The sequence below is a fragment of the Pseudomonas sp. SDO5271_S396 genome, assembly GCF_054071795.1.
Genome location: NZ_JBSVWB010000006.1, coordinates 1 through 16834, shown reverse-complemented (window position 1 = coordinate 16834; position 16834 = coordinate 1). Strand labels below are relative to the sequence as shown.

Sequence of the window (16834 nt, the reverse complement as noted above, 5' to 3'; positions counted from 1 at the left end):
TTGTCAGTTGATAGATCAGATGCTGATCCACCGCTATCGCGGGCAAGCCCGCTCCCACACTTGGAAACGGTCCGGCCAATAAATGTGTCGCTATCAGCCTTGCGTCAGCACCTTCACCGCACGCTCAAAACGGTCCAGGCCTTCCTGGATGTCCGCCTCTTCCACCACCAGGCTCGGGGCGAAGCGCACCACGTCGGGACCGGCTTGCAGGATCATCAGGTTTTCTTTTTCGGCGGCGTTGAACACGTCCTTGGCCTTGCCTTTGAACGCATCGCTCAGCACGCAACCGAGCAGCAGGCCCATGCCGCGCACTTCGGTGAAAATGCCGTACTGCTTGCCGATCTGCTCCAGGCGCGCCTTGAACTGATCATGCTTGGCCTTGACGCCATTCAGCACCTCAGGGGTGTTGATCACGTCGATCACCGCCTCGGCCACTGCACACGCCAGCGGGTTGCCACCATAGGTGGTGCCGTGGGTGCCGACCACCAGGTGCTTGGCCAGCGCTTCAGTGGTGAGCATCGCGGCGATCGGGAAACCACCCCCCAGGCTCTTGGCGCTGGTGAGGATATCGGGCGTCACGCCGTAGTGCTGGTAGGCGAACAACTGACCGCTGCGGCCCATGCCGGTCTGCACTTCGTCGAACACCAGCAGCGCATTGTTGGCGTCGCACAGTTCACGGGCGCCTTGCAGGTAAGCCAGCTCGGCCGGCAACACGCCGCCTTCGCCCTGGATCGGCTCCAGCACCACGGCACAGGTCTTGTCCGAAACAGCGGCTTTCAGCGCTGCCAGGTCGTTATAAGGAACGTGGGTGATGCCGGTAATTTTAGGGCCGAAACCATCGGAGTACTTCGACTGGCCACCGACGTTGACGGTGAACAGGGTACGCCCGTGGAAGCTGTTCAGCGCGGCAATGATCTCGTACTTCTCGCTGCCGAAGCGGTCGAACGCGACGCGACGGGCCAGCTTGAATGCCGCTTCGTTGGCCTCGGCACCGGAGTTGCAGAAGAACACACGCTCGGCAAAGGTGGCGTCGATCAGCTTGTGCGCCAGGCGCAGGGCCGGCTCATTGGTGAAAACGTTGGAGACGTGCCACAGCTTGTTGGCCTGTTCGGTCAAGGCACCGACCAGCGCCGGGTGGGCGTGGCCCAATACGTTGACCGCGATGCCGCCGGCAAAGTCGATCAGCTCGCGACCCGCCTGGTCCCATACGCGGGAACCTTCGCCACGCACGGGGATGAACGCGGCGGGGGCGTAGTTGGGAACCATGACCTGGTCGAAATCGGCACGTTGCACCGGGGCTTGCTCAACGGACATCGGAGTCTCCTGAAGAGGAACGCCTGCCTGGAACTGGCGGGCGATGCAGGGATTGTAAGGACAGTTTTCAGTGCGGCCTTGTCGCCAAGCGACAACTTCTTATAGCGCCAACCCGCGATTTTGGCGGGTTTACGCCAATGCGACAAATAGCATCGCAATGGCGCAGTTTAAACTAACTATCTAAGGCCGGCGGCGTGAAACACGCTGATCTACTGAGGCGCTTTATTGTCCATCAGAGCTTCAGCATGCCTATACCCACTGCCCCCACCCAACCCGACAGCCACTATCAGCCCCTCAAAAGCGCCATTCCAGCCTGGCTGGGCATGGCCTCCAGCGCCAAACGACAAGCACTGGCCCAAGCCACGCCGCGCCCCTTGCCGCCAGACGTCGAATTCAAGCGCCTTAATGCCGCTCACTGGCAGGCGCAAAATGCGGTGGATGACGCACTCAAAAGCGTAAAAAGCCCTCAGGCATTTGCCCAAGAGATGCTGGAACAGGCGCTGTCGACCCGCTACGGTCTGGACATCGACAGCACAGAGACCTTTCTGCACCTCTACATTCCCCTTAAAACACCTTGGCTTGGGATCCCATCCGGCGGCGCACGCACCTGGACCGTGTCCCTGCTGGATGCCGCGCTGCATAACTTCGAACACGATGAAACCGTGGAAGGCGCGTTCGAACCCGCCTCCACCTTCATCACCCGCCCCTCCGCCAGCGGGCAATTCAAAACCCTGCCAACCCTGCGACGAACCCTCACGGTCTACACGTTCACCAGCCTGTGCCGCGAACTCGACATCGGTGCAACATATCAGCGTTATCTGCGCGAGCAATTGGGCATGACCGAGCCGGTCAGCGCGGCAGTCCTGAAACTCAAAGTGGTCGCCAGCCAGAAAGCCGCCTTGCGTACAGCCTTGCGACTGGCACGCCTGCGCGGTGATATCCAGGACGATTACGCGCAGCAGATCGAACGCTTACTGCTGGGCCATAGCGACCTGAAACTGGGCGACCTGCCCCTGCGCTGCCAGGACTTGACCATGATGGGGGCACCGCTGAGCGGCATTCTGTTGCTCTCCCCCGATCTGGAACGCATCCGCTCAGTACCGCGCCTGCTGGCCTATGTGCCCGACGACCCGCAGCATCCCCTCAAAGAATATGCCTCGCCATTGGCCTTCAAGCAGGCCATCACGCAACAACTGCGCGACCCTGACTATCAAGCCTTTTTCAGCCGCTTTGTCGCCCACGAACACCGTGGTGTGTTTTTCGCCGGCCTGAGCCAACGCCTGGGGCGAATCACCTGGCATCCCCCCAAACCCGGCAGCGGCCTGGCCCCCTGGCGAATGCAACCGACTGACGACCCCAAGTTGCAATTTGTCGTCACACCGATCAACGGTGACGTGTGGCTGCACCTGTATCAGCAGAAACTCAACCAAATCCTCAACGATGCGCGCAGCCAGGCGGTGGCGACCGCCGATGTCGATCGTAAGGCCCGCTGGGCGCTGTGGGACTCCTTTGTGAACGTGGCAGCATCGATCCTCAACGCCGCGCTGTTGGTCGTCACGCCGTTCATTCCCGGGCTGGGCGAGTTGATGCTGGGCTACATGGCCTATCAACTGCTCGACGAGGTATTCGAGGGGGTAGTCGATTGGGCCGAAGGTGATACACGTGAGGCCTTCAGCCATTTGATGAGCGTTCTCCAATCGCTGGTGGAACTGGGCGGCTTCGGCGTCGGCAGCACGATTGGCGTGGCGGAGTTACGTAAAGCGTTGCCCGAGAAGGTGGTCAAATTCATCGAGCGCTTCAAGCCGGTGACCCTGGCCAACGGCAATACACGCTACTGGAAGCCTGACCTGTCACCCTATCAACGTGACCTCAGCCTGCCGTCAGGCACGAGTCGTAATGAGCACGGCCTGCACAGTGTACGCAGTGAATCGATGCTGGCACTGGAGGGCAAACTGTACGCCGTGGAAAAAACCGCCAACAGCGCGCATTACAGGATCAAACACCCCACACGCCCCGACGCTTATGCCCCTCTGGTGCGTCACAATCACGCAGGCGCCTGGCACACCGAGCTGGAGCGCCCACTGCAATGGGACCGCGCCACCCTGTTGCGCCGCCTGGGCCACAAGGCACAGGGGTTGAGCGCGGCAGATCGCGAACTCGCCCTGAGCCTGAGTGGCGTGCAGGAAAACGCGCTGCGCAAGATGCACGTTGATTGCCAACCCGTGCCGCCCCTGCTTGACGACAGCCTGGCGCGCCTGCGCATCGACCGCGAGCTCCAGCAGTTGATCGATAACCTGCGCAGTGACGCCCCCGAGGCGTGGCGCAGCATCGACCCCCAGGACCTGCTGCAACTGCTGACCACCCACGGCAACTGGCCGCCCGGCAAATCGCTGCGTGTTCTCAACGCTCAGGGTCAAGTCACCTGGAGGTTTGGCGATCAGACCAAACCTGCGGTGCAAATCCACGAGGCCCAGCTGAAAAACGACGATCTGCTCAGGGCGGTCCTCGAACGCCTGACACCGGATGAACTGCGTACCCAGTTCAGCGAACGCATCGGTGATCCGCAACTAAGCCTGGACACCCGCACCCGCCATCTGCGCAAACGCCTGGCAGAACAGGCCGAACGCCATCGCGCGTCGTTGTTCGACTCACGTTACGGTGTGCTGGGCTACGCCACAACGCCTTACACCCGACAGTTGCTGGAAAGCACGCCGGGGTTGCCGGTGAGCGTGGCAGATCGGCTGGTGAGCGACGCAAGCGGCGCGGAGCTGGAGGCAATGGACCAGCGACGCACCCCACCCCGCCTGGCCGACCTGGCCCAGGCCGCGCTCCAGGAAGTGCGGCTCAACCGTGCCTACGAAGGCCTATATCTGGACTCGCAGCAGAGCGTCGACACGGACCGGCTGGCCCTTAACACCCTGCGACTGCTGCCGGGTTGGTCGGACCAGGTTTACCTGGAAGCCCGGCACCTCAGTGTCGATGGCGCGTTGTGGAATGCCATTGGCCCGGCTGACGCGCCTGTCCGCAGGACACTGGTTCGCCTCGACTCGGGCCTGTACGCGCCGTACGAAGGCAGTCACGCACTGTTCGGCGAAACCGACCTGTACGGCGCCATTCTGCACGCCCTGCCCGATGCACAACGAAAAGCACTGGGCATCGAGATCCATGACGGACTCAAGCTGCGCCAGCACCTGGCCCGGGGCCCCTTGGCACGCGACACGTTGCGCGTGCTGCTCGACACACCCAAGGCCGAACCCATGCGCATCGAAACCCTGCGACTGCTCGGCAACACCGAAGGCTACGCCGGCGAAGCCCCGGCCCCGGCCCAGCCGCCCACACTGCAACAGCGCGCGCGGACGCTGTTTCCCATTCTGCAAGAGCAACAGATCCAACAGTTGATCGATCACTTGCAAGCGCACCCCGGCGGTACGGATGCAGCCCTCACGGAACTGGAAGCCGACTACGCACAACTCGAGTCGTCGCTATCGGACTGGCAGCAAAACATTCCGGCGCAACATCCCCGCACCGGCACCCCTCTCAGTGCGGGCCGGCGCCGCTACGAGCGGCAAAACCGCCGCCACATTGCCGAGCAGATACGGCGCAGCTGGCGCCGCGAAACCGAGGCCGACAACTACTACGAGGACCCTGCGCGTGACGGGTTCACACTGCGCCTTGAATGGCCAATCCTGGGTGAACTGCCCGAGTTGGGCAATGAGCTGACGCACATCTCGCTTCTGTCGATCCTGGGCACCGAAGGTACCTTGGGGGTCGCACGTTTTATCGAACGATGTCCTCGTGTGCGACACCTGGAAATCCGGGAGATTCCCCTCACCGAATGGCCGTCCGCAATCAACACGTTGCCAAACCTGCGTGTCTTGAGCCTGGACAATTGCCATATCACCCTGACCGCCGAAAGCGCCGCGCAACTGGCAACGATGAGCCGCCTGGAAGCGTTGAACCTGCACCAGAACCCCCTGGGCCAGGTACCGGATGTTCAAGCGATGCGCGATCTGCAAGTACTCGACCTGTCCAGTACCGGGATTGATCGAATACCCACCGGCCTGCTGAACCTGCAGAACCTGGAAACGGTTTTCCTGAGTGGCAACCGCATCCGCGAACTCCCGCCCACGCTGTTCGATCTGTCGCCCTCGATCAGTCAGCGTTTCGACCTGTCCGACAACCCATTTTCGTTGCCCACACTGGAGCGCATCAAAACCTACTATCAGCGTCATGCCACTTACTGGGAGGCCGACGCTGCCGACGTCGACCAGCGGGATACACGCCTGCTCTTCCCCTCGCTCAATAACGATGAGGTCAACAAGTTCATCTTCAGTCTGCCCGGGGATATCGAAGCCGGCAGGCGCGAACTGGCACGATTGGCCGATGAGTTGCAAACCCTGCTCAAAGAGCTGGCCCAGTGGTCGAGCCAGGCAGAGTTGCCGGACCTTGAACAAGCCAGACGGCAGGCCCTGCATCGCCTGCTGGAAAAAAGTTGGCGCCGGGAAACGCCGCAGGACACACAACAGGTGCATGTGCTATCGCTGCCTCCGGTCCTGGCTGGAGACCTGCCTGCGCTGAGTGCCAGGTTCAAGCATATTGGCTACCTGAGCATCGACGGCAATCGCGGTCCTTTAGTGCCCAATAACTTTCTCAAGAGCTTTACGGCACTGGATATTCTCGGTATCCAGAACGCAAAACTGGGGGATATTCCACCATCGGTATTCGACTTGCCCTCGCTCACGCACCTGGATCTGTCACGCTGCGGCGTCACCCTGTCAGAGACCAGCCGCCAGGCGCTGGCAGGCATGACCCGCCTGGAACACCTGGACCTGGCCCACAACCCGCTTGGTCTCGTGCCGGACTTCCGTCAGTTGACCCGCCTCAAGGGTGTCATGCTGCAAGACACCGGCCTACGACAAATTCCTCCAGGTTTGCTGAGCCAAGACCGGTCCATAGTCATCAACCTGAGCTTCAACGCCATCGAAGAGCTGCCCGATACCAGCATCACGCTGCCTGTCACGGCAACCCACAACGTCAACCTCTACGCCAACCCGCTATCGCGCCGCAGCCTTGAGCTGATCAAGACCTACTGCCAACGCACCGGAGAGTTTTTCAATATCCAAAGCCCGCTGGCCGAACGCGAAAAAGTCGAGGCGCTCTACCCGCTGCTGCTGGAGAACGAAGCGAATCGTTTTGTCTTCATGCTGCCCGGCGCCATGGACGATGTCGCCGGGCATCTCACACGCCTTGAGGCCGAGTATGCACAACTGACCACAGACCTTGAGGAATGGGTCGTGGATGTACCGCAGCGTCACCCGATCCTGGATGTCGCGCTGGATGACGCCGCCCTAGCCCGGGAACAACTGGAACGAGGTAACTTCAAGACCCTGCTGGAACAAGCCTGGCGCCGCGAAAGTGCGGAAGACGAAGAAAACCTCGAGGATGAACTGACCCATAGCCTGAGCCTCGACACCCCGATTCTGGGCGCGTTGCCGCAACTGAGTGCGCGTTTTGAACATATCTCGCGATTCGAATTCACCGGGAACGGCACCACCACTTCTCTGGACGGCACGCTAAGGTGTTTTCCCAACCTGCAAACCTTGAACGTGCACCATTGCGCCCTGGGGACGTTGCCTGATGCACTGTTCAGCATGCCCAAACTGTCCACCCTTGAACTGAACGACTGCGCCATCAGCCTGACAGCCGACACCGCGCGCGCTTTCGCCGACTTGAGCACCCTGGACATCGTCGACATGAGCCACAATCCTCTGACCCTACCCCCCGATGTCACTGGCATGAACCAGCTGGCCTCCCTGCACCTGCGAAGCACGCAGATTCGCACAATGCCGCCCGGAGTGTTCCAACTGGCCGAACTGCAAACGCTGGACTTGAGCCAAAACCAGATCTCGGAGATCCCCGCCGACCTGCTGGAAATGATTCCTCCCTTCGATGGCGACTGCGATTTGAGCGGTAACCCGCTGTCAGCCCAAAGCCTGAACTACCTCAGGCGCTACTTCGAGCGCACAGGCATTGAGTTTCAGGTGGACGAAGCTACACGGGATGAACAAGGCAGCCCACTCCCACAGCCGTTTGCGCCGATGCAGGAAGAATGAGGTGACTCAGCCACGCTCGGCAGGCACCGACGACAGCTCGAACGGGCTGCTGCTGCGGCGCTGGTTGCGGTCTTCGCGAGGGGTGGCGCCAAAGAAGTTGCGGTAGGCACTGGAGAAGTGCGGCCCCGAGGAGAAGCCGCACGACAGGCCGATCTGGATGATCGACTTGCTGGTCTGCATAAGCATCTGGCGCGCCTTGTTCAGACGCAATTCCAGGTAGTACTGGCTGGGGACGCGGTTGAGGTATTGCTTGAAAATGCGTTCGAGTTGTCGTCGCGACACGCATACATGCTGGGCAATTTCGTCGGTGGTCAGCGGTTCTTCGATATTGGCTTCCATCAACAGCACCGCCTGGGTCAGCTTCGGATGGCTGGAGCCCAGGCGGTTTTGCAGCGGAATACGCTGGCGCTCGCCGCCTTCGCGGATTCGCTCCACCACCAGCTCTTCGGAAACAGCCCCGGCCAGCTCGGCACCGTGGTCACGGGCCAGCACCGCCAGCAGCAGGTCGAGTACCGACATGCCGCCGCAGGCGGTCAAGCGGTCGCGGTCCCAGTCGAACAGATGGCTGGTGGCAATGACCTTGGGGAAGCGCTCGGCGAAATCGTCCTGCCAACGCCAGTGCACGGCGGCGCGGTAGCCGTCGAGCAGACCGAGCTGGGCCAATGGATAAACGCCGGCGGACAAGCCGCCGATCACACACCCGGCGCGCACCAACTGCTTGAGGGCGGTGCTCAGTTGGGAGGCGACCACGGTCGGCGGTTCGTCCGCCAGCAGGAACAGTTTCTGGAAACCTTCGAGCTTTCCGGCCCATGCCTCGCCCGGCAATTGCCAGGCGCCGTCGGTGGCAGGCTCGGCGAGCAGGAACGACAGCTCGTAGACCACCTCCGGATGCACCCGCTGCGCCACGCGCAAGGCCTCCTCAGCCAGCGCAAGCGTCAGTGCCTTTGTGCTGGGCCAGATCAGGAAACCAATTTTATGGGCGGTCATGGAGTGCTATCCGAAGCGAGTAACGGTAATGAAGACAAAGGCCAATGCTAGCCCGGAAACCAAAACAAATCTCAAAACAAACTGCGATCAAAGGTGGGAGCTGGCTTGCCTGCGATAGCGGTCATCAGTGGGCAAATCTGTTTCTGATAGACCGTTATCGCAGGCAAGCCAGCTCCCACAGGGGATCAAGGCCAAACTCAAGACTGTGGAGCATGCACTACTTAAATGCACAAAAGCAGCCTTGATTATTTCAAGCTGCCGGACAGGAACTGCTTGAGGCGCTCCGACTGCGGGTTCACCAGCACTTCACGCGGGTTGCCACGCTCTTCGACGATGCCTTTGTGCAAGAACACCAACTGGTTGGACACTTCACGGGCAAAGCCCATTTCGTGGGTCACCACCACCATGGTACGGCCTTCCTGGGCCAGGTCCTGCATCACCTTGAGCACTTCGCCGACCAGCTCGGGGTCCAGTGCCGAGGTGGGTTCGTCGAACAGCATCACCTCGGGCTCCATCGCCAGGGCACGGGCGATGGCCACGCGCTGCTGTTCGCCACCGGACATATGCCCGGGGAACGCATCCTTACGATGACCCACGCCGACTTTGGCCAAGTAATGCTCGGCCTTTTCGCGGGCCTCTTTTTTCGACACGCCCAATACATGCACCGGCGCTTCCATCACGTTTTCCAGCGCGGTCATGTGTGACCACAGGTTGAAATGCTGGAACACCATCGACAGGCGCGAACGCATGCGCTGCAACTGCTTGGGATCGGCGGCCTTCATGGCGCCGTCCTTGTTGGCCACCAGTTTCAGCTCTTCGTTGTTGAGCAGAATCTTGCCGGCGTGGGGCTGCTCCAGCAGGTTGATGCAGCGCAAAAAGGTACTTTTGCCCGAACCACTGGAACCGATGATGCTGATCACATCACCAGCCGCGGCGGCCAGGGACACGCCTTTGAGCACTTCATGACTGCCATAGCGTTTATGCAGGTCTTGGACTTCAAGTTTGTACATGCGGTCGGTTCTCACAAAAACAGGTGGTCAGTCGTTGAGCAAGCGCCCGTGCCGCAGCGCTTCGCGCCCCGCCACCTTGGCCAGCCAGAAACCCGCTTGGGCATAACGCAGCCGTTCAACGGCAAACAACACCCCGGACGTACCCGCGCGCACGATGCTCACGCGGTCGGTCAGGGGATCGATCACTTCAAACAAGGGGTCGCCCGCCTCCACCCGATCACCGGCTTGACGCAGGTAACTGATGACGCCGGCGTGGGGGGCGAAGAGCAATTCGGTGCCTTCGAACGGCACGCCTTCGCAGGGTTCGTGTTGCGGCGCAGGCCATTCACCCTTGATCAGGCCCTGCTCGGCGAGGAACGCGAGGATGCCCTCGGCATGAAAGATCGCCTCGTCGCGGCCGGTATCGGCTTGACCGCCCAGCTCCAGGGTCGTCGCCAGACAAGCCAAAGGCACCTGCGCCTGCGGGAACAGGCGCGACAACCGCAACCACGGCAGCGAACAGGCCTCATCGAACGAGCTGCCACCGGAGTCTTCCGCCAGCAGGCCGACCTTCACGTTCAGGTGCGCCGACAGTGAACGCCACTGCGGCCAGTGCTGCGGCAGCGCGTACATGTGCAGCGCAGCCTCGGCATCGCAATGCAGGTCGAGCACCACATCGGCGGTGCAGGCATGGCTCAGCAACAGGCGCTGCATGCCTTGCAACTGGCTGCTCGGCTCGGGCAGCGCGTCGAGTACGTCGGCCATGGCCTGGCGGATCAGGCGCACGTTGGCGTGGGGATCATCTCCCAGTTTGCCGTCGACCCGCGCCGCCACTGGCTCGCTCAGCTCGACGAAATCGCGATTGAAATTCTTGCCGCTGCCAATCTCGAAACGCCCCTGATGACTGCCTTGCAGCAACTGACCCAAGCCCATTGGATTGGCCACAGGCACCAGCTCGATCACGCCGTTGAGGGCGCCTTGTGCTTCCAGCTCGGCGAGGCGTTTTTTCAGCTCCCAGGCGGCGCGCATGCCCGGCAACTCATCGGCATGCAGGCTGGCCTGGATATAGGCCTTGCGCTCGCCACTGCCGAAGCGAAACACGCTCAGTTGGCGCTCGCAGCCCAGGTGCCCCCAGGGCAACAGGTGATCGATACGTTCCATATCAATGCTTCCGTGGAGCCAGGTAGCTCAGCCAGCGGCGCTCGGCCAACTTGAACAGGCGCACCAGGATGAAAGTGAGGCACAGGTAGAAAACACCGGCGGTGATATACGCCTCGAACGGCAGGTAGAACTGGGCGTTGACCGTGCGCGCGGCACCGGTGATGTCGATCAGGGTGACGATGGAGGCCAGGCTGGTGGTCTGCAGCATCATGATCACTTCGTTGCTGTACTGCGGCAGCGCACGGCGCAGGGCCGACGGCAACAGGATGCGGCGGTACAGCTTGTAGCGCGACATGCCCACGGCCTTGGCCGCTTCGATTTCACCATTGGGCGTGGCCTTGAGGCTGCCGGCGATGATCTCGGCGGTGTAGGCGCTGGTGTTGATCGCAAAGGCCAGGCACGCACAGAACGTGGCACTGGACAACAGCGGCCACAGGACGCTTTCGCGCACCACTTCGAACTGCGCCAGGCCGTAGTAGATCAGGAACAGCTGCACCAGCATCGGCGTGCCGCGAATCACATAGGTGTAGAGCCAGGCGGCGCCATTGACGATCGGCTGCTTGGACACCCGCATCAAGCCCAGGGGCAAGGCAGCGAGCAGGCCGAAGAACAGCGAAATGGCGAGCAGTTTCAGGGTGGTCAGCAGGCCGCCAAGGTACAGCGGCATGGCCTCCCAGATGACGTTGTAGTCGAAGATCATAGATCAGCCGCCCTTACGCCTACCGAGTAGCGCCTCTCAAGATGACGCAGCGCCAGCAACGAGACGCTGGTAATCACCAGGTACATCGCCGCCACTGCGAGGAAGAAGGTAAAAGGCTCGCGGGTGGCGTCTGCCGCCTGCTTGGCCTTGAACATCATGTCTTGCAGGCCCACCACCGAAATCAGCGCGGTGGCCTTGGTGAGGACCAGCCAGTTGTTGGTGAACCCGGGGATCGCCAGACGGATCATCTGCGGCACCATCACCCGGAAAAACACCTGAAAGCTGCTCATGCCATACGCCAGGCCGGCTTCAGCCTGCCCCTTGGGAATGGCCATGAAGGCGCCACGGAAGGTTTCCGACAGGTAGGCGCCAAAGATGAAACCCAGGGTGCCGATACCGGCGGCCAGGGGGTTCAAGTCAATATAGTCGTCATAGCCGAGCATCGGCGCGACGCGGTTGAGCAGGTCCTGACCGCCGTAGAAAATCAGCAGGATCAGCACCAGGTCGGGGATCCCGCGGATCACCGTGGAGTAAAGGTCACCCAGCCAGGCCAGCCAACGCACCGGCGACAGGCGCAATGCAACCCCGATCAGACCCAGAACAATGGCCAAGGCCATGGACGACAAGGCGAGCTGAAGCGTCAACCATGCGCCATCGAGGATGACGGCCCCGTAGCCTTTCAACATGATTCAGGTCCTCGAAAAGGGGGATGAAAAAATGGCGCAAACCTCAGGAATTCTGTTGCTTGCGCCATTTGGGACAGACAGCTGCGACGATTTACTTGGCGTCAGCGCCGTAGATATCGAAATCGAAGTACTTGTCCTGGATCTTTTTGTACTCGCCGTTGGCACGGATCGCGGCAATGGCTGCGTTGATGCGGTCCAGGTTTTCCTTGTCGCCCTTGCGTACCGCGATGCCGACACCGTCACCGAAGTATTTGACGTCGGTGAACGCCGGGCCGACGAACGCGTAGCCTTTGCCCGCGTCGGTCTTCAGGAAGCCGTCCTGCAGCAGGGTCGCGTCAGCCACGGTACCGTCGAGACGACCGGCTTGAACATCCAGGTAGATTTCGTTCTGGGTGCTGTAAGGAACGATGGTGGCGCCCTTTGGAGCCAGCACTTCCTTGGCGAAACGGTCGTGGATCGAACCGCGCTGCACGCCGATCTTCTTGTCTTTCAACTCGACCAGGCTGTCGCTGACGGTGGTGCCTTCCTTCAACACCAGGCGCGCCGGGGTCAGGTAGTAGCGGGTGGTGAAGTCCACGGACTTCTTGCGGTCGTCGGTGATGGACATGGACGACAGGATCGCGTCGATCTTGCGTACTTTCAGCGCCGGGATCAGGCCGTCGAACTCTTGTTCGACCCAAGTACACTTGACGTCCATCTGCTTGCACAGCGCATTGCCGATGTCGTAGTCAAAACCCACGATGCTGCCATCCGGTGCCTTGGAGGCAAACGGAGGGTAAGCCGCTTCGATACCAATTTTCAGAGGCTTGCCTTCGGCGAAAGCCTGCATGGACAGCACGGACAGCGCCAGGGCGCCCAACAGCACGAGTTTCTTCATCTTGGGACTCCATCGGTATAGGGCAAAACAGCAGTATGAGCCATGGCCCACGATGCGACGTAAGGGAAACCGAATAGCGGTGCTGCGTCTTACACCGGATACACACCGGAGACGACGAGCGAGTGATCGGCATTCTAACGACAGGCCGGAAGCCGATATTTCCTCAATGCGACAACAATTTACAGAAGCACTGAGAAAGCGGATCCAGCTCATTGACAGTCCCTGGATTTTATGCAGAGACAAAAGACATTAAACCTGCTGATGCTGCAAATTGCGGGCCTATTATTCGCAAACCCTTCTAGCACGGCAAGTCTGGCGTTTAATCTAATTTCCAGGCATGTCTAAAACGCGGTTTTCAGACGCGCAGGCGTAGCACTTTGCCTCATGTTTGAGCGTGGGGTTACACATTCAGGGTCGGCGGTAACATTCGGAAACTTCCCACGAGAGAAACCGATATTTATTGGCCTCTGTGTTGAGTAAGGCCGTCAGACAGCTCACCGGCCCTGATTTGAAATGCAATCCAACTATGGGACCCGTTTTTTTCAGTGGTATCGAACTGCGCCCCACAAAAAAGCCCCACCCGGCTTACACCGAATGGGGCCTTACCTGACCAACCTCGTGTTACGCGACGTTCATGGTCTTGTGCGTATCGATCAAATGCGCCACCACTCCCGGGTCTGCCAGGGTGGAGATATCGCCCAAGCCCTCGTACTCACCCGTGGCGATCTTGCGCAAGATACGGCGCATGATTTTGCCCGAACGGGTCTTCGGCAAGCCCGGCGCCCACTGGATCACGTCCGGCGAGGCAATCGGCCCGATTTCCTTGCGCACCCAGTTCTTCAGCTCCAGGCGCAGCGCTTCGTTGGGTTCTTCGCCATTCTTGAGGGTGACATACACATAGATGCCCTGGCCCTTGATGTCATGTGGGACACCCACCACCGCCGCCTCGGCGACTTTCGGGTGCGCGACCATGGCGCTCTCGATCTCGGCGGTGCCCATGCGGTGGCCGGACACGTTCAACACGTCATCCACGCGCCCGGTGATCCAGTAGTAACCGTCCTCGTCGCGGCGCGCACCGTCGCCGGTGAAGTACATGCCACGGAAGGTCTTGAAGTAGGTGTCCACGAAGCGGTCATGGTCGCCGTACAACGTACGGGCCTGGCCTGGCCACGAGTCGAGGATCACCAGGTTGCCTTCAGCGGCACCTTCGATCAGGTTGCCCAGGTTGTCCACCAGTGCCGGCACCACGCCGAAGAATGGCCGCGCCGCCGAACCCGGCTTGAGCGCATGGGCGCCCGGTAGCGGGCTCATCATGTTGCCGCCGGTTTCAGTCTGCCACCAGGTGTCGACGATCGGGCAACGGGATTGGCCGACGTTCTTGTAGTACCAGTCCCAGGCTTCCGGATTGATCGGCTCACCCACCGACCCCAGCAAGCGCAGGCTGCTGCCGTTGGCACCTTCCACGGCGGCGGTGCCGGAGGCCATCATGGCGCGGATGGCGGTCGGTGCAGTGTAGAGAATGTTGACCTGGTGCTTGTCGACGATCTTCGCTACCCGAGTGATGTCCGGATAGTTCGGCACACCTTCGAACAGCAGCGTGGTCGCGCCGTTGGCCAACGGACCGTAGACAATATAGGTGTGGCCGGTGACCCAACCGACGTCGGCGGTGCACCAGTAGATCTCGCCCGGGCGGTAGTCGAACACGCGCTCATGGGTCAGGGACGCATACAGCAGATAGCCGCCGGTGGTGTGCTGCACGCCTTTGGGCTTGCCGGTTGAACCGGAGGTATAAAGGATGAAAAGGGCTTCTTCGGCGCCCATCTCCTTGGGCGCGCACACAGTGCCCGCCACTTTCATCAAGTCTTCGTACCAGATGTCGCGGTGCTGGTTCCACTTGATGTTGCCATTGGTGCGCTTGCACACGATGACTTTCTGGATGCTGCTGGTTTCCGGATTGGTCAGGGCGTCGTCGACGTTGGCCTTGAGGGAAATCTTCTTACCGGCGCGGATGCCTTCGTCTGCGGTGATCACCACCTTCGACTTACAGTCGATGATGCGACCGGCCAGGGCCTCCGGCGAAAAACCACCAAACACCACGGAGTGAATCGCACCGATACGGGTACAGGCCAGCATGGCCACCACTGCTTCGGGAATCATCGGCATATAGATAGTCACCACATCGCCGCGGTGTACGTCCTGACCACGCAGGGCGTTGGCGAACTTGCAGACTTCTTCGTGCAGTTCGCGGTAGGTGATGGTGCGGCTTTCGGAAGGGTCATCGCCTTCCCAGATGATGGCCGCCTGGTCGCCGCGCTCGGCGAGGTGACGGTCCAGGCAGTTGTAGGAAACGTTCAGGGTGCCATCAGCGAACCACTTGATGTCGACATGGTGATCGTCGAACGAGGTCTGCTTCACCGTGGTGAAAGGCTTGATCCAGTCGAGGCGCTTGGCTTGCTCGCGCCAGAAACCATCGGGGTTGACCACCGACTGCTGGTACATGGCCTTGTAGGTCGCCTCGTCGGTCAGCGTGTTGGCTGCTACTTCGGGGCGAACGGGGTACAGGGAAGCCGCACTCATCTTTCTTACCTCGGTGACATAGTTGTTGTTGTATGGCCCTGTTGTAGCCGGGGGCGCCCCATAGAACCATTCGACGATGGTAGTAACAAGCCCCTACATTTTGCCCTGCTATCCCCCTGTGCCGCTCTGGCCCGCGCCCCGTGGCGCTTTGCGGGTTTATGAAAAAAGCTTTACCACGGGATTGTTACAAAAATGGCCAACAGTGTTTATCAAAAGCACGGGTATATGAATATAACCCGCACGCCTAAAATCAACTCCGCTAACAAGGCACCGCGATTAACAACGCAACAGCCCCCACGAAGGCAACGTTAATCCGAACTTTCCAACTCTCTAGTTACACACGTGGCCTCACAAGGGCCCGTGCTCCCTTTCGACCGTAAAAAGGTAAATACGCAATGAAAGCTTTAGTAGTCATGGCCCTCAGCAGCTTGTGCGCCACCGCCGCCCTGGCCGACGAAGCCCCGACCGAACTGGCCGGCCAGAACGCCCCGATTGTCGAGGACTACACCTACAGCACCCACCTCGACGTAGCCAAAGTTTTATTCATGAGCACTATTCCGGAAGTATGCGAAGTTGTGCCGGTGAAGATGGAATATGAAGATTCCCACGGCCAGCGACATATTCTTAATTATCAAGTGATGGGCAACGGTTGCTCTAACGGCTAATAACGTCTCAAGTTAGAATCAAACCCGGATCTTGGCCGCCGCAAGAAATCGTTCTTGCGGCCAAGGACCAATCCCGACCACACCTCAATCCAAATGTGGGAGCGGGCTTGCTCGCGAAAGCGATAGCCGCCACACCACTGCAATCAGCAAAAGCCACCATTCTCCAGCCCCAACAAAATACCTCCACCGCCCATCACCCCGCCAACCCCCTGTAAACCCTCACTCTGGCTCAAATAGCAGGCTTTTTGTCCGCGATCCATGACCATCCCCCCCAACACAAACCGCTTTTTTTCCCCTACAATGCGCGGGTAAATCGGGCCTGCAATATCCCTTTACACAGGGATGGAGAGCCAGACCTGAGGCATCCCGCTGGAGCAAGCATCCACCGCTCCGCACCTCAAGCCTCACGCAGAGCACCCGAACACCCAATTGCGTTTAATGCGTGCACAAGCTGCAACAAACGATTCCTTAAGATCCACCGCGGCCTCAGGGCCGTGTGACACCCCACCATCCGGTTTCACACGGGCACCTTTGAGCCCTCACGCAGGAGACGACACGTCATGCTGAGCTGGGACGAATTCGACAAAGAAGATGAAGGCGAAGTAGCCACCAAAGGCACCACCGCCACCCAAAACGCCGAAGCCACCATGGACCGTCTCGACGGTGCCGGTGCCGCCGCCGCCGTTGAAGCCCGCGCCGTCACCGCCAGTGACTCCGCCGCCATCATCCGCGCCAAGGCCGCCCTCGACAAACTCGACATCGCCG

Annotated in this window: 10 protein-coding genes and 1 pseudogene; 3 read left to right on the top strand and 8 right to left on the bottom strand. The window is 60.4% G+C overall.

All coding sequences use genetic code 11. The features are described 5' to 3' along the window. Positions 1 to 93 precede the first annotated feature (93 nt). Complete coding sequence (locus tag ACW9IN_RS06590; protein WP_457365123.1) at positions 94 to 1314, bottom strand: aspartate aminotransferase family protein; 1221 nt, start codon at positions 1312 to 1314, stop codon at positions 94 to 96. A 245-nt stretch (positions 1315 to 1559) separates the two neighbouring features. Here ACW9IN_RS06590 and ACW9IN_RS06585 point away from each other — a divergent pair, with 245 nt between their 5' ends. Then, entirely contained in the window at positions 1560 to 7427 is a 5868-nt protein-coding gene (locus tag ACW9IN_RS06585) for a dermonecrotic toxin domain-containing protein (RefSeq protein ID WP_457365122.1), read from the top strand. A 6-nt stretch (positions 7428 to 7433) separates the two neighbouring features. Here ACW9IN_RS06585 and argR read toward each other — a convergent pair whose 3' ends face one another. The 7 genes from argR to acs all read right to left on the bottom strand — a co-directional run bounded on the left by argR (position 7434) and on the right by acs (position 15404). Further along, on the bottom strand, positions 7434 to 8414 hold the full coding sequence (gene argR / locus ACW9IN_RS06580; RefSeq protein ID WP_457365121.1) for a transcriptional regulator ArgR: 981 nt from the start codon (positions 8412 to 8414) through the stop codon (positions 7434 to 7436). 245 nt (positions 8415 to 8659) lie between these two features. Next, positions 8660 to 9424: an ABC transporter ATP-binding protein gene (locus tag ACW9IN_RS06575; RefSeq protein WP_457365120.1), complete on the bottom strand. Its 765-nt coding sequence runs from the start codon at positions 9422 to 9424 to the stop codon at positions 8660 to 8662. Positions 9425 to 9451: 27 nt separating this feature from the next. Then, positions 9452 to 10564 (bottom strand): succinylglutamate desuccinylase/aspartoacylase family protein, encoded by a 1113-nt coding sequence (locus tag ACW9IN_RS06570; RefSeq protein ID WP_457365119.1) that lies wholly within the window; start codon positions 10562 to 10564, stop codon positions 9452 to 9454. Between the two features lies 1 nt (position 10565). Then, positions 10566 to 11264, bottom strand: coding sequence for an ABC transporter permease (locus tag ACW9IN_RS06565; RefSeq protein WP_457365118.1), 699 nt, complete (start codon positions 11262 to 11264; stop codon positions 10566 to 10568). Continuing rightward, positions 11261 to 11950 carry an ABC transporter permease gene (locus ACW9IN_RS06560; protein ID WP_457365117.1) on the bottom strand — a complete coding sequence of 230 codons (690 nt, stop codon included), beginning with the start codon at positions 11948 to 11950 and terminating at the stop codon, positions 11261 to 11263. Before ACW9IN_RS06560 ends, ACW9IN_RS06565 begins: the two co-directional genes overlap by 4 nt. 91 nt (positions 11951 to 12041) lie before the next feature. Further along, entirely contained in the window at positions 12042 to 12827 is a 786-nt protein-coding gene (locus tag ACW9IN_RS06555; RefSeq protein ID WP_457365116.1) for an ABC transporter substrate-binding protein, read from the bottom strand. 621 nt (positions 12828 to 13448) lie between these two features. Continuing rightward, complete coding sequence (gene acs, locus ACW9IN_RS06550) at positions 13449 to 15404, bottom strand: acetate--CoA ligase (protein ID WP_457365115.1); 1956 nt, start codon at positions 15402 to 15404, stop codon at positions 13449 to 13451. A gap of 395 nt (positions 15405 to 15799) precedes the next feature. On the opposite strand from acs, the gene ACW9IN_RS06545 reads away from it, so the two are divergent. Continuing rightward, the gene (locus ACW9IN_RS06545; protein WP_457365114.1) at positions 15800 to 16069 is read left to right on the top strand and encodes a DUF2790 domain-containing protein; all 270 of its coding nucleotides are present in this window, start codon (positions 15800 to 15802) and stop codon (positions 16067 to 16069) included. Between the two features lie 560 nt (positions 16070 to 16629). Continuing rightward, a pseudogene (locus ACW9IN_RS06540) lies at positions 16630 to 16834 on the top strand (ribonucleotide-diphosphate reductase subunit beta); the annotation flags it as partial.

Bases quoted from the DNA above. Each gene is read 5' to 3' on its own strand.
- ACW9IN_RS06590 (WP_457365123.1), bottom strand. From the start codon at position 1,314: ATGTCCGTTGAGCAAGCCCCGGTGCAACGTGCCGATTTCGACCAGGTC.
- ACW9IN_RS06585 (WP_457365122.1), top strand. From the start codon at position 1,560: ATGCCTATACCCACTGCCCCCACCCAACCCGACAGCCACTATCAGCCC.
- argR (WP_457365121.1), bottom strand. From the start codon at position 8,414: ATGACCGCCCATAAAATTGGTTTCCTGATCTGGCCCAGCACAAAGGCA.
- ACW9IN_RS06575 (WP_457365120.1), bottom strand. From the start codon at position 9,424: ATGTACAAACTTGAAGTCCAAGACCTGCATAAACGCTATGGCAGTCAT.
- ACW9IN_RS06570 (WP_457365119.1), bottom strand. From the start codon at position 10,564: ATGGAACGTATCGATCACCTGTTGCCCTGGGGGCACCTGGGCTGCGAG.
- ACW9IN_RS06565 (WP_457365118.1), bottom strand. From the start codon at position 11,264: ATGATCTTCGACTACAACGTCATCTGGGAGGCCATGCCGCTGTACCTT.
- ACW9IN_RS06560 (WP_457365117.1), bottom strand. From the start codon at position 11,950: ATGTTGAAAGGCTACGGGGCCGTCATCCTCGATGGCGCATGGTTGACG.
- ACW9IN_RS06555 (WP_457365116.1), bottom strand. From the start codon at position 12,827: ATGAAGAAACTCGTGCTGTTGGGCGCCCTGGCGCTGTCCGTGCTGTCC.
- acs (WP_457365115.1), bottom strand. From the start codon at position 15,404: ATGAGTGCGGCTTCCCTGTACCCCGTTCGCCCCGAAGTAGCAGCCAAC.
- ACW9IN_RS06545 (WP_457365114.1), top strand. From the start codon at position 15,800: ATGAAAGCTTTAGTAGTCATGGCCCTCAGCAGCTTGTGCGCCACCGCC.